The sequence below is a fragment of the Acinetobacter sp. NIOH-H-8 genome, assembly GCF_046635365.1.
Lineage (GTDB): Bacteria > Pseudomonadota > Gammaproteobacteria > Pseudomonadales > Moraxellaceae > Acinetobacter.
Genome location: NZ_JBHDVN010000029.1, coordinates 1 through 21,820 on the forward strand (window position 1 = coordinate 1; position 21,820 = coordinate 21,820).

Below are 21,820 nucleotides of genomic sequence, written 5' to 3' on the forward strand. Positions count from 1 at the left end.
GTAAATTAAACAGATTGGACCGAATCAGGCAGTCTTCAACATGACGGACAATTCTTGAGGCTGTGGGCTCTGAAACCCCGTAGCTCGTCGCAACGTGAAATAAGGTTCGGTATTCCCGCCAATAGCTCAGACAGAGCAGAACCTGATCCTCCAGGCTTAACTTGGGCGGTCTGCCTTTGGCAGAGACATGCTTCTGCAATTGCTCAACCATCAAATAGAAAGTTGACCATGAGATGCCTGTGTATCGCTTGAACTGAGGATCAGAAAGCTTGTTTGAATCGATGTATTTCATCCGCAGATTATGCACAAATGCCAAGAAATCCGGAGTGCAAATATTAACCAAAAAGAAGATCGTTTTTTGATTTATGAAAGAGATCTAATGAAATGTTATAAAGAATCTTCACAGTCTTTTAAATAGATTGATGCACCTTATGAATAAATATAAAGCGATAGATCTAAGTTTTCTTAATTGGGTATATGATGAAATTTTAGCGACTTTCGAGCCCACAAAATCTAGAACAATAAATAAATCACGATTTCTATCAGAAAATCTAAAGTTAATTGCTGAACATCTCGGTGAAGATGCGTCAGTGACAACTAAGGTATCAGCAGTAAGATTTAAATATAGATCACAAACTAAAACTTTATGGGTATTTGACGTACCTGATATTAATGACAGGTTCACATTCATTAAATATTTATTCGATTTCTTTCCGAGTTTTTAAAGTCCATAGAAATAAGAGCTTTTTTGTTGCCTGATAAACTTTATACGGCGACCAGAACACAAAAATAATTAAATAGTGTAATTCCTGTCTAACAAATAATCAAATTTAACCCAAAGCCAACCAGCACCCACCATTCAGTAATGCTTCTTATACTATTGCTGCACTATATAAGTGCTACTTTAAAGGTGCTCCATGAATAATGATGAACTAGCTAAAAACTATAACGACGTGTTAAAGAAGCCTACCCGCTTAACTTCCCCAGGTTAAGCGGGTTATTTTTTGTCTGGAAAAAAGTATGCTCCGATTACTATTCTGCTTATTCTGCCTACATGGTGCGACTGAGATTAGCGACGGCAAGAAAGAATGCAGGGATTGTTTAAAAAAAGTTTAATTTAGAATGATAAATTTTTTTATTATCAATGAGTTAAGTATTTTATACTATTTGATTTTTCAATAATAATAGGCTAATAATTGGTTTGAATTTTGACTTAACGGGCTGGTTATGAGCACACATACAATGTATTCACACAACTGATTACTTAATATCAGTTATCAATTCTAATGTTATTAATTTTAATAACCCATATTTTGAATTCAAAGAGGCACGAAAGGAGATGAGCGCTAAAACTCTTGTTGAGGTGGAGCACTACTATCAATACTCAGCTATCGACCTAACTATCACCCAAGTCAATGGATGGGTTGAGTTTAAAGCAAAGTTAAAATCATAGCCGAACGTATTACGGCAAACTAAACCTCTTACATTCTAAATGTTGAGGGGTTTTTCTTTTCTTATTGGTGAGCCCATGATAGACAAAGTACAAGCTAAATAAGGCTCAGATTTTGTAACGTTAAGCTGTCTAAATGTCAGAACCTCAGTCATTTTAATTCTTAGAACCATCAAATGATTACGATTGATAAGCTCATGATTGAACTAAAAGAATAAATTAAGAATTTAGCTAATGTATTAAGTTAAAATCTAACTTTTCTAAAATTAGTTAAAGAGCTTTGAAGAATCTATAGATGATTAGCTTATAGATTAACTAGACTCAACCGAGACCCATTCAATGCAACTAAACGCAACTTATATTTATTTTAAGTTATCAGAAATGAAAGAGTATCTAGTTTGATGCAATCTCTAGCTATTCATTACAGACTCAGTTTTTTCTACTTTTTTTATTATGCGATTGTGGGCGCATTCATGCCTTTCTGGAGTCTGTATCTAGAGGATCAAGGCTTTAATTATCAGGAAATTGGGATTTTATCTTCGATTGCGATTGTCACCCGATTTTTTGCGCCATTTATTTGGGGATGGATTGCAGACAAATCCGGGAAACGCATGTTGCTGGTGCGTATAGCTACTTGGATGGAAGCCTGTATCTGGTTCATGATATTTATCATTCCAAATAGTTTTCAGTCAGTCGCTTTGCTCATGCTGATTTTCAGTTTCTTTCAAAATGCAATTTTGGCTCAGTTTGAAGGCGTGACTTTATTCTGGTTGGGTGAGAAAAGGGCAGAGCTCTATGGCAAAGTCCGTAAGTGGGGATCTATTGGATTTATTATTGGCGTATTTGGTTTAGGTGCTATTTTTGAGATTGTCAGCATTAGTATGCTACCAGTCTTATTGCTCTGTATCTCATTCCTGGCTTTTCTCTGGTCTTTCACGATTAAAGAACCAACAGCAGCACCGACAGCACAGAAAAAACTCGAAGCTTTATGGCCGATCTTCAAGCGTCCGGTGGTATACAGTTTTTTCCTGATTGAACTGATCATGCTGTTTTCACATGCGCCATTTTATAGTTTTTATAGTAACTATCTCAGCCAGAATGGATTCAGTACCAGTCAGATCGGATTACTCTGGTCGGTTGGGGTTATTGCTGAAATCATTATGTTTGCCTACGCTACATTTTTTCTAACACGCTGGTCATGGCGTCATCTGGTGATGCTATGCCTGTTAATGACCGGTTTAAGATGGCTGACTGTAGGCCTATTTCCATCGTTATTTCTGGCACAGTTTTTTGCCCAGACCATTCATGCCCTGAGTTTTGGCTTATTTCATATGATTGCCATGCGGGTTATTTTCCAGAACTTCTCGGCTGGACAGCAAGGCCGTGGACAGGCACTGTATAGCACCATGTGGGGCTTAGGCGTGGCGAGTGGGAGTATTCTTGCCGGTCGTTATTGGGATCAGGTCGGTGGAACATCAATCTTTATTGCTGCTGCGCTGTCGACCTTGCTGGGCCTGTTGCTGGTATTTGGCTTACCCAACAAGGTCGAATTACAAAAGCAGATTTAAAATACCATCGAACAATTAAACGCGGATTTTGGAATATTGATTAAACCAGGGCTGAGCCTGTTCTAATTGAGCGGCCAGTTGCAACAGTAAATCTTCACGGGCAAATGGTGCAATAAATTGTGAACCCAAAGGTAAGTTATCTTCATTCCAGTAAAGCGGTACGGACATTGCTGGAAGGCCGGTAATATTGGCTAACTGAGTGAATGGCACCCATTTTAGGTTTTCTTTCACAATCTGGTCGACCAGCTTACCTTGTGCCAATAAATGTGCCTTATTCATTTTTAATAAAGCTTTAAGAATCGGCTTCTGCCAGTTTGGTGTCTTGACTTCGCCATTTTTGGGTGCAACAGTGGCCGTGGCTGGTGTCAGGTAGAGATCATAATCATCAAAGAAATGATTCATCTGGGTCACATATTGTCCCCAGTTGGTCAGATTTTGGATATATTCAATTGCCGTCGTTTTGGCACCAAAAGCAGCTAGCGCCAGAGAATCCAGTTCAAAATCGCCTGATCTGGATGGATAGTCTTTCTGGATTTCGTCCAGCATATAAGAAAACTGGCTAAACCACGTCGTAATAAAATCTTTAGCCAGTTGCATGCCATCAATCTGCGGTTGATCCTCAACGACTTCATGACCCAAAGATTCCAGTAAACGGGCAGTTTGTTCTACCGCTTTAATAGCATCTTGAGAAACAGGCGTATCAATGCTGGAACGCGTATTAAATGCGATTTTTAATTTTTTTGGTGGTTGCTGAATCACTTCCAGATAATGTGTATGCGGACGTTGAATCGTAAACAGTGAACTGCGATCTTCACCATGGGTGGCATCCAGCATTGCCGCACTATCCCGAACAGTTTTGGTGAGTACATGTTGAATGGCAGCACCGTGCATTGCCTCACTCATTTGCGGTCCCCACGGCGTACGTCCACGGCTTGGTTTTAAACCAAACAGACCACAGTAGGAAGCCGGAATACGAATTGAGCCACCACCATCACCTGCACCGGCAATTGGCACAATGCCGGCTGCCACAGCAGAAGCAGAACCGCCTGACGAGCCACCACTGTTATGTCTTAAATTCCACGGGTTTTTACAACTTCCCCAGGCATCTGGCTCTGTAATGCCTTTAATTCCGAATTCAGGGGTGTTGGTACGGCCAAAGGTCACAATACCTGCCTGTTCCCAACGATTAACAATCTCGGTATTGGTTTCAGCGATATACCCGATACGCTTTAAACCCTGACATCCATAAGACGTCGGATAACCTGCATATTCCTGAAACAGGTCTTTGACCAGAAATGGAACTCCAGCAAAGGGGCCAGACAGTTTTTGCTGGGTACGCTGCAAGGCATGCTCATGCATGGGAATAATAATGGCATTGATTTCAGGATTAATATTTGCACTGCGTTCTAAGGCAACTGATAAAAGTTCACTTGAATGCACCTGTTTATTTTTAACCAGTTCAGCCAGTCCTAATCCATCGTATTGTAAGTATTCTTCAAATTTCATCTGCATTCCCTAGCGTTGATATTGTTATAAGGTTGTAGAGGGTTTCAGTTCAGGATGCAAGCACCACCTGATTACGTCCCAAGTGTTTGGCTTGATATAAGGCCTGATCCGCGGTATTGATCAGTTGCTGTAAATCCTGAGAAAGCGGGGCATGTTGATGCGTAATCCCGAGACTCACAGTAATCGATAAAGGTGATCCATCAGGTTGATACATCGGCGTTTTAGCTACCAGTTCACGAATACGTTCGGCAATAAACTGGGCTTTAGAAGGTTTAGTATCCCAAAGTAAAATCACAAATTCCTCACCACCAATACGCGCAAACAGATCTTGGGCACGTAAATTGGAACGGATGATTTCAGCAAAATGTTGCAGTACTTTATCGCCCACATGATGACCAAAATGATCATTTAAACGTTTGAAATGGTCGATATCCAACATAATCAGGGAAAACTGCACACTCTTGGAATGTTGCAGTAAATATTCACCTTTCTGGAAGAAAAAATGCCGGTTCATGGTCCGCGTCAGACTATCATGATTGGCCAAGTACAATACCCGTTTAAATAGGTCGTTACGGTTCTGACTGATAATACACAGGATCAGCGGCGACAATGCCAGCATAAACAGTCCGATCCTTAATGAGATATAAATAGTTGAGTCTGCCAGCGTATCATGTGTAGTGGCATAGAACTGGGTCAGGCTGTAATACATCAGAATGATTACAAAGGCATTAATAATTGCAATCGTAAAGATGCGATAGGTCAGAGCTGCCCAGATTAAAGCTGCTAAAGGATAAAGCAGGGCACCTGGACCGACAAAAATATTACTCAGGATAATACACAGGATTACCGTACCTGCTGGCAGCAGATAACTAAAAGAATTCTGCTTCTTTCTGCGGTTTTTAAATAAATACTTGAGATCTTTGGTTCTAGGAAAGGCCAGAAAAAGCGGCAGGACAATAATGTAATTTACCATTTCGCCTGTCCACCACAGCCCAAAATCAATCCATAAATTTTCCTTGGTCATAAAGGAATGGGGAAGATTGGGTAAGGTCGCAACGGCAAAAACTGCACTGGCCAGGCATCCTGCGAATGCACAGATGCCAAACATATGCACGAAAGTAAAGCCAGTATTGTAATACTTATAATTGATCTGGAAATATCGGATAAAAAATAGCGATACAATCGTACTGATCAGGTTCGCAAGTGTTAGAAACAGGCTTTGTAATAGATTATTACCTGTCGCCAGATCGGCAAACATGAACGCACAGAAAGCACCTAGCCACCCGCCCATATTGTTTAAACGGGGGAAGCGTAAGAACATGGCCAGCAAGGCAGCATTGGCAGGCCAGAGTATGGCTAAATAATCCTGTGTTCTGGTCATAATGCCAATCAAACAAGTCACTAAAATAATGAAAAGAATGACCAAGTAGGCATATGTTTCAGGATTCAAGTTCTGGTCTGTGATTCGAGGTATTCGCAAATCTAAGTCCTGTATCTAATTTTTATTTGTGAAATATCACTTTGTTTGGGAAATTCTTTTTACCCAAAAGTACAACTTTATTCTTGGAATAATCTGTTTTTACTTACGTTATCAACATACGTTTGTATACGAAATATATACAAAAAAATTAAAAAAGGAAATCCATGTTTTTAAACTATAATGATAAAAATTTGTTTTATTTCGGTATTTAAACTGATGCAGAGCAGAATATGATCCCGAAAAATATGATAAGTTAAAATTAATTATTAGGATTGAAACGAAGCCTGTGAATATGAAAAAAACCTGTCTTAGCCTTGTCTTGCTCATGAGCTCATCTTGGCTAATGGCAACAGAAAATAATAATCAAGCTGCAAATAGTATTGCGAAACCTATCGAAGTTCCGAATACCTTTACCATTAATACCCGTCCTGAAATTGTCGGGCTATGGGGAATGGAAATTCCAGATAATAAGAAATGTGTTGAATACTATAATTTTAAAGGCAATAACAACGTAGTGATTAAAAGCGGTTCAGAATGGACCACAGGGCTGTATGACTATCAGCCTTCACAAGATCCTGCTGCACAGATTCCAGCGCTGATTATGCAGGTTAAATACGACAATAATGAAAAAGACTGTTCCGGCAATCTGGTAGATCAGTCAGGTGAGATTTCGCAGTATTTTGTGAAGTGGCAGAATTCCAATACCATTAATTTCTGTGCCAATGAAAAAGCAGAACAATGTTTTGCTGTGCTTCGACGCATTTTGCCTTGATTGAAGGCTAGATATAAAAAAACCGCTGAATTCAGCGGTTTTTTTATTAGATCAATTACTGGATCAAGCTTTTTCTTTGTCTTCAGCACCTTCAAGCTGCTTCAACAAATGTTTTTCCAGATAGTGAATATCCATCGCCTGTTCACAGAAATTTTCATCCTGAAGAATCAGATCTTTGTGTAATGGGATATTGGTTTTCACACCTGTCAGAATCATTTCATCCAAGGCCTGCTTCATGCGTGCTATTGCAGTTTTACGGTCTTTACCATGGGCAATTAGCTTGGCAATCATAGAATCATAATATGGCGGGATGCTGTAACCTGGATAGATATGAGAGTCTAAACGGATACCTGCACCGCCTGGCGCATAGAAAGTCTCGATTTTGCCTGGAGATGGCATAAAGTTCGATGGATCTTCTGCATTGATACGGCATTCGATCGCATGACCTTGAACACGTACATCTTCTTGCTGGATATCCAGACCTAAGCCAGCCGCAATACGTAACTGCTGTTCAATGATGTCGATACCGGTGACCATTTCAGTCACAGGGTGTTCTACCTGAACACGGGTGTTCATTTCGATAAAGAAGAATTCGCCTTCTTCAAACAGGAACTCAAATGTACCGGCACCACGATATTGCATCAATTTACAAGCATTGACACAGGCCTCAAGAATGTCAGTACGAGCCTGTTCTGGCAGGTTAGGCGCTGGCGCTTCTTCAAGTACTTTCTGGTGACGACGCTGTAAAGAACAGTCACGGTCATACAGGTGGATCGCATGACCATTACCGTCGCCTAGAACCTGTACTTCGACGTGACGCGGTTTTTGCAGGAAACGTTCCATATAAACCGTGTCATCGCCAAACCACATTTCAGCATCACGCTGCGCAGCTTGTACTGATTCAAGCAGGGTATCCACACGTTCTACGATACGCATACCACGACCACCACCACCGGAAGCCGCTTTCACGATGAGCGGGAAACCAATTTCTTTGGCTTCAGCAAGCGCATTGTGAATCGTCACCGCATGATCACAGCCAGGTACAGTTGGTACACCCGCTTTTTTCATGGCAATAATCGCAGAAACCTTGTTCCCCATCAGGCGAATATGTTCTGGACGTGGACCAATGAAGATAAAACCAGAGCTTTCTACGATTTCAGCAAATTCAGCATTTTCAGACAGGAAGCCATAACCAGGGTGGATGGCATCTGCGCTGGTGATTTCAGCAGCTGTAATCAGGGCTGGAATATTCAGGTAACTGTCGCTACTTGCGCCAGGACCAATACACACGGCTTCGTCACAGAAGCGTAAGTGCATCAGGTCTTTGTCAGCGTCTGAATAGACACCGACGGTTTTAATTCCTAAAGTTTTGCAAGCTCGGGCGATGCGCAAGGCGATCTCACCTCGGTTTGCAATTAAAACTTTTTGCAACATTATGAATCCCCGAAGTGATTAGGCGCGGTAACGGAAAAGTGGCTGACCAAACTGAATCACTTCACCATTTTTCACCAGAATTTCTTCAATCACGCCGCTTTGAGTTGCTTCAATCGGGTTCATGATTTTCATTGCTTCAATGATACCCAGTGTTTCGCCAGCAGAAACAGTTTGGCCAATTTTTACAAAAGGTGCTTCGCCTGGGCTTGGAGCCGCATAGAACACGCCAACCATTGGAGATTTTTCAACTGCACCACGAGGAGATTTAGCTGCAGGGACGTCAGCTGCAGGTGCAGGCATTGCAGGAACAGCTGCTGCAACTACTGGATTACGACGAGTCAGAGCAATCGACTGATCACCTTCCTTAACTTCAATCGCCTGTAAGTCAGATTCAATCATCAAATCGATGAGCTTCTTGATTTTACGGATATCCATGAGACAGTATTCCTAATTAAGATTGTTTAGAAGATTGTATTTTTTCAATGACATAGTCGAGTGCGGCAGCATAGCCTTTTGCACCTAGACCACAGATCACGCCAATAGCTTTATCGGATAGATATGAATGATGTCGGAATGCCTCACGTGCATGGACGTTAGACAGGTGGACTTCAATAAACGGGATTGCCACGCCAAGAAGTGCATCACGAACTGCAACTGAGGTATGTGTCAGGGCAGCAGGATTAATAATGATATATTGCACGCCGTCTTGTTGGGCTTGATGAATTCGGTCAACAATTGCGCCTTCCCAGTTGCTCTGGAAAGTGTCAAGTTGTAAAGTAGCTTTTTCAGCCTGAGCAGTGAGCTGCTGATTAATATCTTCTAGAGTTAAATAACCATAAACTTCGGGTTCGCGCTTTCCTAGCAAATTTAAATTCGGTCCATGAATAACCAAAATGGTCGAAGTCATCTATGGTGCTCCAGTTAAAAAGTTTCAGGATAGGTTTGCAAGATGTCTACAAACTTCGCCTATTATGGCATGAATTCCTACATTATTTTTATAATTTCTTTGAATTGACATAGAAAAGCATGTACCACGCAGTGGCCATATAATGAAAACTTTGCAAGCATTTAGCAATGTTCAAAACTACCAAATCTTCGTCTTTTACATCATTTTTATATTTTAGATGAATTGGCTGAATTGTTACATTTATGCTGTGTAAGTTAGACCTCAATGTTTATTCATAATTCTTTTAAATTGAGTGTTTATTCGGCAATGGCTTGTCAAAAAAAAATTATTACTCGAAGTCTCTGCTCATATCAAAAATTGTGGTGATCATTAAAAGACTAGGTTTTCAGTATATTTTTGGATGAATCAAAATTTTATTCTATTCGTTATTATGCAAACTAAAATATCAAACTTGGAATAAAAATCAAAAAGTTATTTGATAAATGGTATGAAGTGAAGTTTAGTATTAAATGGGTTTTATGTCGCTAGTAAAGCAAGTCACACATTATTTTTCTGCAAAAAGAGATAGGCTCATTGCTACTGAACATTGGCTAAATGATACTGGCCGTAAAAGTAAAATTAAAAACTTATGATTCTTCATTAATCTTTTACTGGCCTCATCTAATATTGACGAATGTGCTCAATTTTCTAAAGCTTACCTTTATTTGTAATTCTTTATGTTCGCTCAATAACATTGGCAAAATGGCACTTCATGTATAGGCGTTGTTATTCATCTGAATATTGCCTAAGTTTTTAAATGATGAATTTTTAAGCTTAAGAACAAGATGGTATGCGGAATTACAATGATAAATGGGATAGTTAAGTTCAGTTAAAGTGCAATATGAATAGATATTCTGGATTAAAAGCTAATGGTATCTGAATTGTATTTTGAACACATATTGATTATATAAGCTATTCAGAATCACAGAATAAAACCCAAGCAGACTTGATAAGCTATAATGAAGATCCCGTCAAAATACTATCGAAGCTGTTATGACACCTGCATGCAAATTATTAAAATCTCAAAAAATTGAATATAGCATTCACGAATATGAACATGATGCCAATGCCAAAAGCTTTGGTCTGGAAGCGGCAGAAAAGTTAGGGCTGGCAGTAGAAGAAGTATTTAAAACCTTATTGGTCACAGATGAGAAGCAGTATTTTGTAGCAGTTCTTCCAGTCAACCATCAGTTAAACCTGAAAAAAGTAGCATCAGCCTTTGGTTGTAAAAAGCTACAAATGGCTGATCCCAAACAGGCAGAACGTCTAACCGGTTATCTTGTCGGTGGGATTAGTCCGGTTGGGCAGAAAAAACGCCTGAAAACTGTCATTGATGCATCTGCAGAACAGCTGAATAAAATCTATGTCAGTGGGGGTAAACGCGGTCTGGATATTGGTTTAAAACCTGCGGACCTAGCTAAGGTTCTAGATGCTCAATTCGTTGATGTATTAGATGTCTAAAGTTCAAAGCATTTTTCAATAAAACTATCTTACTGAGAAGCGTTCATATCAATGGACGCTTCAACTTTTCTGGATTCTTATCTTTCTATTCTGTCGGAAAATTCAGCATGGTTTTTTCTTCATTGTATAGTGGATGATTGAGATCCACGGCCTGACTGTGGATTGAACAAAGATAAAAACAATAAAATAGAAAATATGGAGAATACCGCATGGAAATCCAGAAAAAACGATTATCACGGTTCTGTATGAGCTTGTCCGCGATGGCCATGCTCTCAGTCTTTTCAACTGCACAGGCAGATTCGTCTACCTTGCCTCAACCGCCCAATTCCCAGCAAGTTTTCTTTGTGGGTAATAACTGGGATGGAACAGTTACAGTGATTCGATCTTCAGGTGACTTTGGCAAGGTTGGTGTGATCAACATGATTCCTGATCGTAAGGAGCGTCTGAAAGAGATTCACCTCAATCCCATTAAACTGATTGCCTATACCTATATTCAAGCTACTGCGGGTGAAGGTAATGATCAGCTGGTCGACGATATGTATTCCACGCCAGATGGACAGTCAGTGGTCGCATCCCGTCCAAGTTTTGCCGATGTGGTCTCTATCAACATCAAGACAGGCAAAATTAACTGGCGTACTCCAGTTGAAGGCTTCCGCGCGGATCATATGGCAGTTTCACCAGATGGCCAGCGTGTCGCGGTTTCCGCATCTTCCGGAAATGTGGTGCATGTACTGGATATTCATACTGGTAAGGAACTTGGTCGATTTGCGACGGGTGATAAACCGCATGAAAATATCTACTTTGATAATGGCAGAAAAATTCTGAACTCGGCCATTGGTAATGTAGAAACCTCTCTTGATGCGCAGTGGCAGGATTTCACCAAGGGTAAACGCTATATCACCATTGCAGATGCCAATACCCATCAGGTGCTTAAGAAAATTGACTTTAGACCGGCATTGGATGCGTTTGGTCGAAAAGATTTATCTAATTCAGTGCGGCCGATGGTCTTTAGCAAGGATGAAAGTAAACTCTATGCTCAGGTATCATTTTTTAATGGTTTGATTGAGTATGACTTAAACCAGAATAAAGTGACCCGTATTGGGCAGTTGCCAGGTAGCGATAGCATTCCCAAAGATCGTACCAAATGGGTGAATGATTCCCGCCATCATGGTTTATCGATCAGTGCTGATGGTGAGAAGCTCTGTGTTGCGGGCACGATGGATAATTACGCCACCATTGTCGACCGTCAGAGTCTGACTGCCGGAAAATTGATTCCTGCAGGTAAGCCATACTGGGCTACCCGAAGTCCGGATGGCCGTAGCTGCATTATTTCAGAAAGTGAAACGGATGTGGTGACCGTAATTGATTTCGCGACAGGCAATAAAGTGACCAGTGTACCTGTAGGCAATCATCCACAGCGTGTCCGGATCGGTTATGCTCCAGCAGACTGGTCTACGCCGTAGCAAATAATGGCTTAAAAAGAGCAATGTGTTATGAACGTTGCTCTAAGCATTGTAGGTGGCATATATGAGGAACAAAACACTTACTTTATATCTGCTGGCGGGAATGTTATTAACCGGTATTCTGGTTGGGATTGCTTATCAGGTTCATAAGGATATCTATAAGGCAGAGTTCAATATACTGAAACCTGATGATCAGATGACTTTTCCAGCAAAGTCACTGATTACTTCCAGTTTAATTTCTAAACCACCTGTACCGGCAAGAACGGCTAGACACTCGGAAGTGGATTCCGAACAGCAGGTCTTATTACAACAGAGAGACCAGCTTTATCTGGATTTTACCCAAATGATGAATGGCTTAAGTCAAGGTGAAAAGCCAGACTATCGCCAGCTAGATCGTTTGCTGGTACAGCAGCAGAATCTGGTGAATGCCCGGGTCGTTGCTCCGGAAGAGGCGAGAGCTCAAATAAAATTTTTGCAGAAAGTTCTGCCTGAAATCTCTCCACAGCTTGATCAAGCCTTAAATGCATTGGATCAGAAAAGTTTTTAATCTTCCGGTTTAAAGCTTTATTTAGTTGTGAATACAGATCATAGATAAGCTTAATAAGAAAAAGCCCGTTAAAACGGGCTTTTTCTTCATTCATATTTTAGATTAAAACTTATAAGCAGTTCGCCGGTTTCGGGATACCAGCCAGTCGGCTTAAATGGCGTGCCACCAGACCTGTATTAAACTTTTCCTGTAATAAGGCATTGTTAATTTCCGGGTTGACTGTCTTCATCAAAAACTTAATTAACGGACGGGTTGCAGGAGAATGCCCAAACTGCTGATAAAATTGACGGACTGCCTGTAGCACTTCAAAATGCCAAGGAGTAAGTTGAAGTTCCAGTGTATCTGCCAGTACTTGGGCAACGTCTTCATTCCAGATGGTGTAATCGACTAAATGACCATCTTGGTCCAGTTCTAGATTCATATTTGACTCATGGATTATTTCATTGAGATGCAGCGACTAAATTTCAGACATAGATCTGCAAATTCGGAGTAGTCGAGTAAAGCAACATTTTCCGATAAAGGTGAGATCAGAATTTCTGCATCATTTCTTAGGATATAAACTTGCGGCAGTTGCTGTACGAAAGCATGGTCCAGATACAGCACAGATTCTCCCATCAGGACCACCTGATCATCTGAAGCATGGAGCTGTGCTAACTGATCAAGGACTGACGCCGTCGCTGCATAATCTGACTGGATCAGGTAAAGGGTTTGATCTGACATTTATTTATCCTTTGTCCTTACCAATACAATACGTGATCAAATTTTTGAACGAATTCTGAATTGAGTTCAATCAACTCAATCTCCTGTTCGCTTTGCTTTACAAAAGGAGAGTCCTGATTTTTCTGTTCAACCAGAATAGGGGTCAGGTCATAAAATTCGAAACTATCCACCAGATTTGAAGCCAGTTTAAAGGCATGTTTCAGCTGGTCAAACTGAAGCTCAGAACGTAAAAGACTCAAGGCTGCGCCTTGGAGTAATACTTTAACTTCAGCGCCGAAGGTCGCCAGTACCATCGTGGCAGACAGACTTTCATGCACCTGCAAGCTGTTCAGGTTGGCTTGAGTTAATATAACAAGTACAGATTTCACACAAGATTCCTTTTAAAAGCAACACATCCTGAAAAATGAAGCATCTAGAATTGAATTAGACGTTGTGAGGACTGAACAGCATCAGCAAGCTCGCCTAGACCGACCAATTCAAAACCATCAGCAAGATTATGTTGCTGAATATTGTGACGTTGAGCATTTTCCTGATCTGTAATCCCACGCGCTAAGGCTGCACTGACACAAACAGGTAAGCGGATATTCAGATCCTGCCAGGAACGTGTGAGATGACGCTGGTCGTCGGGCACCCATTGCAATGCATTTGCGACCGACACACCATCTTGATAGAAAAATACACGGAAAGCTTCCTGTTTATGTTGTAAAGCTTGGGCGAGTCCAAGCGCATGCCAGGCATAAATAGAAGTCGGTGCGGAGGTAACAAGAATTAAGGTGCTCATCGAAATTCACTACAGGCTTGATCAACGCGGGATGATGATCTTGGCTACAAAGAAAGTAGGTAGTATACAATGATTTTAGTGACGGGTGGTTTAGGCTTTTTAGGCTCACATATTGCTTTAAGTCTGATGGCACAAGGACTAGAGGTCATTGTGGTCGATAATCTGGCCAATGCCAGTCTACAGACCTTAGAACGCCTTGAATTTATTTCCGGCCGCTATGTGCCTTTTGTCAAAATTGATATCCGTAACACTCCAGCATTAAATAAAGTTTTTGAACAGAATTCAGTACAGGCTGTCATTCATACTGCCAGCTTTAAATCATTAGAAGAATCAGTTTTAAAACCACTTGAATATTATAATGATAATGTCAGCTGTATCATGAGCTTGATGCGTGCCATGCAGCGTACCGGAGTGCGAAATCTGGTACATTTATCTTCATTGGCTGTATATGGCCATTCCGGAACGGATTTAAAAGAAGATCAGGCTTTCAATTACACTTATCCAAATCCTTATATTAAATCACAGCAGATGGTGGAAGAAATCATCCGGGATACTGCCAAGACGGATAATGAATGGCGTATTGCGATGTTACGTCTTTCCAATGTCGCGGGTGCTTTTGAAAATGGCATTTTAGGTGAATGGGTGCCACCTTTACCAAAGAATATTGTGCCTCTGGCCATGCAGGTGGGTGCGAAGCAGCGTGAATATCTGGAATTGCGCCGTCAGGCCAAGACCGAAGACTATACAGTAGAACGTAGTTTTCTACATGTGATGGATGTCTGTGATGCGGTATTCAAGTCGCTACATTGGCTGTCTCAACAGCAACAATGGACTTGCGAAGCCTTTAATATCGCTGGAGAGCTGATCTCAATGCAGACTTTGCTGGATCAGGTTGCAGAAGTCACCCAATCCGCTGTTCCTACAGTAGATGCTTTGCCATATCCGCATGCTGAAATGGATCAACTGGGTGCTAATACGGATAAAGCCCAACAGTTGTTACATTGGCAGCCACGCTATACCTTAAGGAAAATGTTAGAGGATGAATGGCTGTTCTATCAGAATACGTTAAGAGGGCAGTGATTAAGAATCCTATAAGTTAATTATTGATAATAATTATCATTTTCAAAATTAATCAAACTCATTAAGATGAATAGAGTACAGCATTGAAGCTGCTGTCTAAATGAGTAAAACATGGAATAACAATTGAGGTTGAGCATGCAAACACGTATTGAACATGACACGATGGGAGAAGTCGCTGTACCGAGTGAAGCACTTTGGGGCGCACAAACTCAGCGTAGTCTACAGAACTTCAAGATTGGCAATGAGCATTTGCCACGCGCCATGATTCGTGCCATGGGCTTGGTCAAGAAAGCAGCTGCGATCACCAATGCCGAGTTAAACCAGATTCCTCATGAGTTATCGACCTATATCATCGGTGCTGCGGATGAAGTGATCAGCGGTCAATGGGATAGCCAGTTCCCGCTAGTGGTATGGCAAACCGGTTCGGGCACGCAAAGTAACATGAACTGTAATGAAGTGATTGCCAATATTGCTAACCAGAAGCTGGGTAATCCTTTAGGTGCACAAAAGCCTGTGCATCCAAATGATCATGTCAACCGCGCTCAATCGACCAATGACTCTTTTCCGACTGCGATTCATGTAGCAGCTAGCTTACAGATCAATGAACTGCTAATACCGGCAGTGACACGTTTACGTAATACCTTGCATGCCAAATCTCAGGAATTTACCGAGATTGTAAAAATCGGTCGTACCCATCTTCAGGATGCCACACCTTTAACTTTAGGTCAGGAATTCAGTGGATATGTCTCTCAACTGGATCATGCTTTAATTCGACTGTATCAGGCTTTGCAAGGGTTATATGAATTGCCACTGGGTGGAACCGCCGTCGGTACAGGCTTGAATGCCCATCCAGACTATGCTGTTAAGGCCGCGGATACTCTAGCGGAATTAACAGGTTTGCCTTTTGTCACTGCTCCTAACAAGTTTGAAGCTTTGGCCGGCCGTGATGCAGCAGTATTTGCTTCAGGTGCTTTAAAGACTTTAGCGGTTAGCCTGAATAAAATCGCCAACGATATTCGCTGGCTGGCGAGCGGACCACGTTGTGGTTTTGGTGAATTACGTATTCCTGAAAATGAACCGGGTTCAAGTATTATGCCGGGTAAGGTGAACCCGACTCAAAGTGAAGCCATGACTATGGTAGTTGCCCAAGTCTTAGGGAATGATACGACGATTAATGTGGCCGGTGCATCAGGGAATTTTGAGCTAAATGTCTTTATGCCAGTGATTGCTTATAACCTGTTGCAGTCAATCCAACTGCTTGGCGATGCATGTAACAGCTTTAACGATAACTGTGCAGTCGGAATCGAACCTAATCGTGACAAGATTGAACACTTCCTGCATGATTCATTAATGCTGGTCACTGCATTAAATCCAGTCATTGGTTATGAGAATGCAGCTAAAGTGGCCAAGACCGCCTATAAAGAAGGTAAAACCTTAAAACAGGTCGCAGTCGAACTCGGATTGGTGACTGCAGAACAGTTTGATCAAGTGGTGCGTCCTGAGAATATGGTGGCTCCAAACGTAAAATAAGTCTTCTAATTATGGTTAAATAATAAAGCCCTCTAAATGTGGGCTTTATTATATCTAAGGATTATTCATACAAATTTTAATAAAATAACAAGCACATGTTTTTGCTAGAAAATTCTTATTCAATTGAGCTTGTTTATTAAATGCTATGAACCATCTATCGTTCAGGTTTTGACAGATATGCAATGAAGGATTACTAATAGAAATTCCCTGATAACTAGAAAAATGAGGTAAGGGTGATGACTGACTTTGATGATGATTTTGATCTGGACGAACCCTATCCAGATGAGGATTTATATCCAGATTATACAAAAAAGAAGTGTAGCAGCTGTAGCGGTACCGGCTATAACGTTGTGGAAGCTAAACAGTGTATCGAATGTATGGGAACCGGCAAAACTGGTGAGATAGATTAACTCAAAATTATAAATATTTATTAAGCCTGCTCTATGAGTGGGCTTTTTTATTCTCCTCATCAGGAGTTCTTAATTTTATAGATTCATGAGCAAATAAAAGAAAGAATTTAAAATTACGGGTCAAACCGTATTAGAAAGATATTTAGCGATAACTATTGAAGTTTTTTAGTGCTAAAGCTTATCCTCATGACTTCTCATACCGAATTAACATTGAATAAGCGTATATAGCTGCTAAAATGCAGTTCGTTTTTACTGCTGTTTTGTCGTTTATTCCGCATGAGTTTCTATAGCATATGAATAAACATCCATAAAGTGGCAGGTTGTTTAAGGAAAATTTAATGCTTGATATTTATTTAACAGATGTTCAAAAAAAGATTCAATTCAAGGATTATCCAGGTGAGCATCCTGTTAAATTTATTCTGAATTTTAAAAAGATTTTTCCAAGTGTAATGGAACTTCTTTTACCTGTTCTCCCGGAAAATGAAAATCTTGATGAAATGACCTGGGAATCAACCACTCAGGACTTTGAGACATTTCAGATGTTATTAACAGGGTGGGGCATTATTGAATTGCGTTTAAATGCGATCACCCAGTATAAAGATAAGACATTTGCAGATCAGTTGGTGAAAGAGGCGCAGCAAAAACGCAGAGAATATCAGAAGAAACATCTTAAGCTTTCTAGTGTGGATCTGGATTATCTATTTATGCATGATGTGCATGGCTTGATTGATGCTGAACTGGTAGAACTAGGTGAAAAATTCTATTTACCAACCTTACGTGATCTTTGGAAAAATAAAGTCTCTGCTCAAGTGCTTAATGCTAAATTCTAAGAAAATTTAAGCTGATTCATTCAATTTCATCCTCCAAATTGGGGGATGATTTTTTTATAGCGATTTCTAAGGATTGACATTTCCCTTATGACAATAAATAGCCTAAGCAAATTTCTATATTTATCATCAAAACAACTTTCTGCTACATCATTGAACATGGTGACTTATTTTAAAACAGAAATTGGCTCAGAAAAGGGCATTTATTTTATCGTTTGATAAAAAATAAATTAAAAAAATATTCTTTATCAAAAGAATATATAAAGATATTACTTTAATAATATAGCTATTCCAGTCATATTTTTTTAAGCTATCAGTACTAATGAGTAAATGAATCACAGAATTCTTATTCATTAGATTTCCTTCATAAAAATAAGTGAAGGTTCCAGTTTTCCCGAAGATATATCCAAGGATTTAACCGAATGTCGAATCAGTTTTTAGATTTAATTACAAAACGCCGTACTATTTATGCCATTGGTAAAAATGTAGAGCAGTCTCCTGAATATTTAACTGATTTGATTCAAAATGCGATCAAGCAAAGTCCGTCATCTTTTAACTCACAATCATCTCGCGCCGTTATTTTATTCAATGGCGAACATGAAAAATTCTGGGGCTTTGTCGCTGATAAATTAAAAAGCTATGCCAAAGATGAAGAAAGTGCTGCAAAAACGACTGCAAAAATGGCAACCTTTGCTGCAGGTACGGGTACAGTTTTATTCTTTGAAGATCAAAATGTAGTAAAAGGCTTGCAAGAGCAATTCCCATCTTATGCCGAGAATTTCCCAATCTGGGCAGAACATTCAACTGCTATTGCTCAGTTCTCTACCTGGACTGCCTTGCATACTGAAGGCCTGGGTGCATCTTTACAACACTATAATCCGATTGTAGATGAGCAGGTTCATGCAGAGTGGGATATTCCAGAAAACTGGAAACTTCGTGCTCAACTGGTATTTGGTTCAGTTGAAGGCGAAGCGCGTGCGAAAGATTATCTGGAAGATGATCAACGCTTCAAAGTTTTCCAATAAGCTTAATTTCCGATCTGTCTTTAATCATTTTTAAGGACAGATCTCAAGGTTGTTTATAAAAATACGCATTAGATTTTTTAAAACTAGGCTAAACTAAAGCGGTATTTGAAGAATTTAATGAGTCAAACCGAATGTCGAAAAACACGCAGAAATTATCACCATTACAGGAACTGATTGCAGAGCAGAAATTGCTGTGTGAAGAGGTCGGTTCTGCTTATGTAGAAGTAAGTGGTGATGATGTCGTTGCAGTGGCTGTACATACCCTGAAGCAGGATCCAATTGTCGGAATCCGTAGAAAGCCTGAGACAGAAGAAAATATTAGCTGGTATATTTATGGTGGTGAACTGGCTTCAAATGAAGATGCTTTTGAAACCATGACTGTGCGTGAGTTACAGGATATCGCCCCTGAAGTTTTACCTTATCTGGCTTTAGAGCAGGGCTACCGCTTCATGATTGATGCAGATGATTATGAAGATGTCTGGAAAGAAGAAAACTAAAAGAAGACCTTCGAAATGATCAAATCCTCATCTTTAATATGTACTTTCTTTATTTGCATGCAATTAAACAATATGGCTTTTGCCGAAAAGCTTTCACAAGCGGACTATGATCAGTTTATTGCCAAACAAACAAAAATAGTCAATGAAACCAAACATATTTTAGATGAGCCAGATCAGAATGCAGATGCACAAAGTCAACGTCAGGCATTCTGCCAGCGTTTAACGGCTTATGAAGAGATTCAAAAAGTTTCTGAAGAAAATCATGAACTCAATATGGCGTCCACAATGGCGATGATTGCTAAAAGCTTTCTGGATCGACAAGCACAGAGCATGAATAATTCAGGTATGACCACCGCAATATTTTGTAAGAGTAGGGAAGTGTAATTAAGCTATAAAAGCAAGAGCATCGTCTTGAGTTTTAATAGCCACCATCATCATTTAAAAATACATCCTTCTGTTCTGGAATGGAAACTTTGACAGTTGGAATAGAGTAACTCGCTGCTGTTAATCGAGCTATATTGAAATCCTTAGTTCCTACTTGAGGGATAATAGGTATCTGACCTGTTCGAACAATTTCACCATAAACTATCGTGATCAATTCTGCTGGAGTTAAACCCGCTTCTGCTATTACACATTCTGCTGATTCAACAACGTCTTGTTCCACTAAGAATTCAATACTTTTTTTAACTAAATTGTTCATAAGATAGCCTTAGAATACATTTTATACACTACTTTAAACTATCAGATATGAAGCATATAGAAGCTAATGAAATTAAATATTCATATCTTATTTAGGGATGTTGGCCTGAATGAAGGTATATGAATCAAAAGGGTAGGGCCAAAAAATTAGCTCGTTTTTTCGACTCTCAGCTTGCTTATAAAATGCATAAATACTCTGATACGTAGCATAAGGATTTCAGTGCTTTTTAAATTACTCATTAAATAAACTTTATAAAAATCTATTTATATACAAATTTTACCGGGTATATATCAGCTACTTTTGAAATTTATTAAGAAATATTAAATATTTATGTGTTTCTTTTTTACTCAAACGAAGGGCGGTAAAATCATTGCACGCTAAAATAGCCTAAGCAATTTTCTACTTTATATTTATTCTCGCAAAATCCATATCCCATAATTAAAACTTAATACCAAATAAACCTCTAAAACTCGTATATTTCCTAAAAATTTTAAAATATTTTTTTTATTAATGATCTAGTGTGACACTCAATTATGAGCAGATATTGCAATTTAGCCTAAGCATATTTTATTTCCATAAAAATAGCCTAAGCAAAATTTTAAATTATGTCATTGGCAATTGATTAACTTCCAATATAACTCCACTATTAACACCTAACATAGGAAATCACGGAATTCTCAAATGATCCTGAATTATCAAATACAAACCCATGAAACATCAACTTTAGCCCCAATGGTATTTATTCACGGTTTATTTGGTAGTTTAAGTAATTTAGGTATGTTAGCCCGACATTTTTCAGAGCAGGCAACTACGATTCAAATTGATGTCAGAAATCATGGTTTATCTGGCCATTCTGATGAAGTGAATTATCAAATCATGGCCGAAGATATTTTAGAAACTTTAGCCAGTTTAAATATTAAAAAATTTATTGCAGTCGGGCATTCAATGGGCGGAAAAATTGCCATGAAGCTGGCAGACCTGGCGTCTGATCTGATTGAAAAACTGGTTGTATTAGATATCACGCCAATTCAATATCAAGAAAATCATCATTCTGAAATATTTAAAGCCTTGTTTGCAGTCCAACAGGCGCAAGTCGCTTCACGAAATGAAGCAGCAAAAATTATGCGTGAATATATTCAAGAGGAAATGGTCATCCAGTTTCTTTTAAAATCATTTAATAAAGGGCAGTGGTTGTTTAATGTGCAAGCACTGTTTGATCATTATGAAGATATTACTGCTTGGAATAAGATAGAAAAAAATGAACTTCCAGCATTATTCTTAAGAGGTGGAAATTCATCGTATATCTCTACACCTGAACATTTTGAAGCCATCAATCAGCAGTTTGCTCATGCACAGGTTGAAGTGATTGAAAGTGCAGGGCACTGGCTACATGGTGAAAAGACGGCGGAAGTTTTGCAGCATATGCAAAATTTTATTGATGAAAAATAAATTATATTGATGAGCAGATGTATTTTCTGCTCATTTTATTTATGCATCATTAGTAAGCATTTTAATATTTTGATTTAAAAGCCTGCGCTATTTTGATGTGTTTTTAGGATAATTAATTGATTTTTCGCCTCAGAATTTATTTTCTATTTTAGGGCAACATGTATTTATTGGTGC

24 protein-coding genes are annotated in these 21,820 nt (G+C 39.5%); 13 read left to right on the forward strand and 11 right to left on the reverse strand.

Annotated features, from left to right (window positions below; translation table 11 throughout):
• A partial coding sequence (locus ACEWB7_RS11430; RefSeq protein ID WP_411580783.1) for a helix-turn-helix domain-containing protein occupies positions 1-292 on the reverse strand: 292 nt, incomplete at its 3' end.
• Positions 293-1,851: 1,559 nt separating this feature from the next.
• On the opposite strand from ACEWB7_RS11430, the gene ACEWB7_RS11435 reads away from it, so the two are divergent.
• On the forward strand, positions 1,852-3,018 hold the full coding sequence (locus ACEWB7_RS11435) for an MFS transporter (protein WP_034705760.1): 1,167 nt from the start codon (positions 1,852-1,854) through the stop codon (positions 3,016-3,018).
• 15 nt (positions 3,019-3,033) lie between these two features.
• Here ACEWB7_RS11435 and ACEWB7_RS11440 read toward each other — a convergent pair whose 3' ends face one another.
• The gene (locus ACEWB7_RS11440; protein WP_262737584.1) at positions 3,034-4,524 is read right to left on the reverse strand and encodes an amidase; all 1,491 of its coding nucleotides are present in this window, start codon (positions 4,522-4,524) and stop codon (positions 3,034-3,036) included.
• A 49-nt stretch (positions 4,525-4,573) separates the two neighbouring features.
• Complete coding sequence (locus ACEWB7_RS11445) at positions 4,574-6,004, reverse strand: diguanylate cyclase (protein ID WP_034705764.1); 1,431 nt, start codon at positions 6,002-6,004, stop codon at positions 4,574-4,576.
• 325 nt (positions 6,005-6,329) lie between these two features.
• On the opposite strand from ACEWB7_RS11445, the gene ACEWB7_RS11450 reads away from it, so the two are divergent.
• Entirely contained in the window at positions 6,330-6,776 is a 447-nt protein-coding gene (locus ACEWB7_RS11450) for a hypothetical protein (protein ID WP_312317548.1), read from the forward strand.
• A gap of 63 nt (positions 6,777-6,839) precedes the next feature.
• Here ACEWB7_RS11450 and accC read toward each other — a convergent pair whose 3' ends face one another.
• Genes accC through aroQ form a run of 3 tightly spaced genes read right to left on the reverse strand, consistent with a single transcriptional unit; the run spans position 6,840 to position 9,117 of the window.
• Positions 6,840-8,210, reverse strand: coding sequence for an acetyl-CoA carboxylase biotin carboxylase subunit (accC, locus tag ACEWB7_RS11455; RefSeq protein ID WP_034705768.1), 1,371 nt, complete (start codon positions 8,208-8,210; stop codon positions 6,840-6,842).
• Positions 8,211-8,228: 18 nt separating this feature from the next.
• A complete protein-coding gene (gene accB / locus ACEWB7_RS11460; RefSeq protein WP_004785952.1) occupies positions 8,229-8,645 on the reverse strand; it encodes an acetyl-CoA carboxylase biotin carboxyl carrier protein in 417 nt (138 codons plus the stop codon).
• A 16-nt stretch (positions 8,646-8,661) separates the two neighbouring features.
• Positions 8,662-9,117, reverse strand: coding sequence for a type II 3-dehydroquinate dehydratase (gene aroQ, locus ACEWB7_RS11465; protein WP_004785950.1), 456 nt, complete (start codon positions 9,115-9,117; stop codon positions 8,662-8,664).
• 1,032 nt (positions 9,118-10,149) lie between these two features.
• On the opposite strand from aroQ, the gene ybaK reads away from it, so the two are divergent.
• The 3 genes from ybaK to ACEWB7_RS11480 all read left to right on the forward strand — a co-directional run bounded on the left by ybaK (position 10,150) and on the right by ACEWB7_RS11480 (position 12,627).
• Complete coding sequence (gene ybaK, locus ACEWB7_RS11470) at positions 10,150-10,617, forward strand: Cys-tRNA(Pro) deacylase (protein WP_159122961.1); 468 nt, start codon at positions 10,150-10,152, stop codon at positions 10,615-10,617.
• Between the two features lie 209 nt (positions 10,618-10,826).
• The gene (locus tag ACEWB7_RS11475) at positions 10,827-12,080 is read left to right on the forward strand and encodes a YncE family protein (protein WP_034705621.1); all 1,254 of its coding nucleotides are present in this window, start codon (positions 10,827-10,829) and stop codon (positions 12,078-12,080) included.
• Positions 12,081-12,144: 64 nt separating this feature from the next.
• Positions 12,145-12,627, forward strand: coding sequence for a hypothetical protein (locus ACEWB7_RS11480; protein ID WP_034705619.1), 483 nt, complete (start codon positions 12,145-12,147; stop codon positions 12,625-12,627).
• Between the two features lie 109 nt (positions 12,628-12,736).
• Here ACEWB7_RS11480 and ACEWB7_RS11485 read toward each other — a convergent pair whose 3' ends face one another.
• From ACEWB7_RS11485 to tusD, 4 genes are read right to left on the reverse strand one after another with little or no spacing between them, the layout of a single operon-like run.
• Entirely contained in the window at positions 12,737-13,048 is a 312-nt protein-coding gene (locus ACEWB7_RS11485) for a TusE/DsrC/DsvC family sulfur relay protein (RefSeq protein ID WP_034705617.1), read from the reverse strand.
• Positions 13,049-13,062: 14 nt separating this feature from the next.
• The gene (locus tag ACEWB7_RS11490) at positions 13,063-13,347 is read right to left on the reverse strand and encodes a DsrH/TusB family sulfur metabolism protein (protein WP_004785940.1); all 285 of its coding nucleotides are present in this window, start codon (positions 13,345-13,347) and stop codon (positions 13,063-13,065) included.
• A 17-nt stretch (positions 13,348-13,364) separates the two neighbouring features.
• A complete protein-coding gene (locus tag ACEWB7_RS11495) occupies positions 13,365-13,715 on the reverse strand; it encodes a hypothetical protein (RefSeq protein WP_005235449.1) in 351 nt (116 codons plus the stop codon).
• 44 nt (positions 13,716-13,759) lie between these two features.
• Positions 13,760-14,128 (reverse strand): sulfurtransferase complex subunit TusD, encoded by a 369-nt coding sequence (tusD, locus tag ACEWB7_RS11500; RefSeq protein ID WP_004785936.1) that lies wholly within the window; start codon positions 14,126-14,128, stop codon positions 13,760-13,762.
• A gap of 69 nt (positions 14,129-14,197) precedes the next feature.
• Here tusD and ACEWB7_RS11505 point away from each other — a divergent pair, with 69 nt between their 5' ends.
• From ACEWB7_RS11505 to ACEWB7_RS11535, 7 genes are all read left to right on the forward strand, one after another.
• The gene (locus ACEWB7_RS11505) at positions 14,198-15,208 is read left to right on the forward strand and encodes an NAD-dependent epimerase/dehydratase family protein (protein ID WP_034706304.1); all 1,011 of its coding nucleotides are present in this window, start codon (positions 14,198-14,200) and stop codon (positions 15,206-15,208) included.
• A gap of 135 nt (positions 15,209-15,343) precedes the next feature.
• Positions 15,344-16,738 carry a class II fumarate hydratase gene (fumC, locus tag ACEWB7_RS11510; RefSeq protein WP_034706306.1) on the forward strand — a complete coding sequence of 465 codons (1,395 nt, stop codon included), beginning with the start codon at positions 15,344-15,346 and terminating at the stop codon, positions 16,736-16,738.
• Positions 16,739-16,974: 236 nt separating this feature from the next.
• The gene (locus ACEWB7_RS11515) at positions 16,975-17,148 is read left to right on the forward strand and encodes a hypothetical protein (RefSeq protein ID WP_005235541.1); all 174 of its coding nucleotides are present in this window, start codon (positions 16,975-16,977) and stop codon (positions 17,146-17,148) included.
• Between the two features lie 338 nt (positions 17,149-17,486).
• Positions 17,487-17,978 carry a hypothetical protein gene (locus ACEWB7_RS11520; RefSeq protein ID WP_034707227.1) on the forward strand — a complete coding sequence of 164 codons (492 nt, stop codon included), beginning with the start codon at positions 17,487-17,489 and terminating at the stop codon, positions 17,976-17,978.
• 419 nt (positions 17,979-18,397) lie between these two features.
• Entirely contained in the window at positions 18,398-19,000 is a 603-nt protein-coding gene (locus ACEWB7_RS11525) for a nitroreductase family protein (RefSeq protein WP_034706681.1), read from the forward strand.
• 131 nt (positions 19,001-19,131) lie between these two features.
• A complete protein-coding gene (locus ACEWB7_RS11530; protein ID WP_034706678.1) occupies positions 19,132-19,497 on the forward strand; it encodes a hypothetical protein in 366 nt (121 codons plus the stop codon).
• A 15-nt stretch (positions 19,498-19,512) separates the two neighbouring features.
• Positions 19,513-19,881 carry a hypothetical protein gene (locus tag ACEWB7_RS11535; protein ID WP_034706676.1) on the forward strand — a complete coding sequence of 123 codons (369 nt, stop codon included), beginning with the start codon at positions 19,513-19,515 and terminating at the stop codon, positions 19,879-19,881.
• A 34-nt stretch (positions 19,882-19,915) separates the two neighbouring features.
• On the opposite strand, the gene ACEWB7_RS11540 is transcribed toward ACEWB7_RS11535, so the two are convergent.
• Positions 19,916-20,197 (reverse strand): damage-inducible protein J, encoded by a 282-nt coding sequence (locus ACEWB7_RS11540; protein WP_034706674.1) that lies wholly within the window; start codon positions 20,195-20,197, stop codon positions 19,916-19,918.
• A 681-nt stretch (positions 20,198-20,878) separates the two neighbouring features.
• Between ACEWB7_RS11540 and ACEWB7_RS11545 the strand changes: the two genes are divergently transcribed.
• Entirely contained in the window at positions 20,879-21,646 is a 768-nt protein-coding gene (locus ACEWB7_RS11545) for an alpha/beta fold hydrolase (protein WP_005235551.1), read from the forward strand.
• Positions 21,647-21,820 lie beyond the last annotated feature (174 nt).

Bases quoted from the DNA above. Each gene is read 5' to 3' on its own strand.
- ACEWB7_RS11435 (WP_034705760.1), top strand. From the start codon at position 1,852: ATGCAATCTCTAGCTATTCATTACAGACTCAGTTTTTTCTACTTTTTT.
- ACEWB7_RS11440 (WP_262737584.1), bottom strand. From the start codon at position 4,524: ATGAAATTTGAAGAATACTTACAATACGATGGATTAGGACTGGCTGAA.
- ACEWB7_RS11450 (WP_312317548.1), top strand. From the start codon at position 6,330: ATGAGCTCATCTTGGCTAATGGCAACAGAAAATAATAATCAAGCTGCA.
- accC (WP_034705768.1), bottom strand. From the start codon at position 8,210: ATGTTGCAAAAAGTTTTAATTGCAAACCGAGGTGAGATCGCCTTGCGC.
- accB (WP_004785952.1), bottom strand. From the start codon at position 8,645: ATGGATATCCGTAAAATCAAGAAGCTCATCGATTTGATGATTGAATCT.
- aroQ (WP_004785950.1), bottom strand. From the start codon at position 9,117: ATGACTTCGACCATTTTGGTTATTCATGGACCGAATTTAAATTTGCTA.
- ybaK (WP_159122961.1), top strand. From the start codon at position 10,150: ATGACACCTGCATGCAAATTATTAAAATCTCAAAAAATTGAATATAGC.
- ACEWB7_RS11475 (WP_034705621.1), top strand. From the start codon at position 10,827: ATGGAAATCCAGAAAAAACGATTATCACGGTTCTGTATGAGCTTGTCC.
- ACEWB7_RS11480 (WP_034705619.1), top strand. From the start codon at position 12,145: ATGAGGAACAAAACACTTACTTTATATCTGCTGGCGGGAATGTTATTA.
- ACEWB7_RS11485 (WP_034705617.1), bottom strand. From the start codon at position 13,048: ATGAATCTAGAACTGGACCAAGATGGTCATTTAGTCGATTACACCATC.
- ACEWB7_RS11490 (WP_004785940.1), bottom strand. From the start codon at position 13,347: ATGTCAGATCAAACCCTTTACCTGATCCAGTCAGATTATGCAGCGACG.
- tusD (WP_004785936.1), bottom strand. From the start codon at position 14,128: ATGAGCACCTTAATTCTTGTTACCTCCGCACCGACTTCTATTTATGCC.
- ACEWB7_RS11505 (WP_034706304.1), top strand. From the start codon at position 14,198: ATGATTTTAGTGACGGGTGGTTTAGGCTTTTTAGGCTCACATATTGCT.
- fumC (WP_034706306.1), top strand. From the start codon at position 15,344: ATGCAAACACGTATTGAACATGACACGATGGGAGAAGTCGCTGTACCG.
- ACEWB7_RS11515 (WP_005235541.1), top strand. From the start codon at position 16,975: ATGACTGACTTTGATGATGATTTTGATCTGGACGAACCCTATCCAGAT.
- ACEWB7_RS11520 (WP_034707227.1), top strand. From the start codon at position 17,487: ATGCTTGATATTTATTTAACAGATGTTCAAAAAAAGATTCAATTCAAG.
- ACEWB7_RS11525 (WP_034706681.1), top strand. From the start codon at position 18,398: ATGTCGAATCAGTTTTTAGATTTAATTACAAAACGCCGTACTATTTAT.
- ACEWB7_RS11530 (WP_034706678.1), top strand. From the start codon at position 19,132: ATGTCGAAAAACACGCAGAAATTATCACCATTACAGGAACTGATTGCA.
- ACEWB7_RS11535 (WP_034706676.1), top strand. From the start codon at position 19,513: ATGATCAAATCCTCATCTTTAATATGTACTTTCTTTATTTGCATGCAA.
- ACEWB7_RS11540 (WP_034706674.1), bottom strand. From the start codon at position 20,197: ATGAACAATTTAGTTAAAAAAAGTATTGAATTCTTAGTGGAACAAGAC.
- ACEWB7_RS11545 (WP_005235551.1), top strand. From the start codon at position 20,879: ATGATCCTGAATTATCAAATACAAACCCATGAAACATCAACTTTAGCC.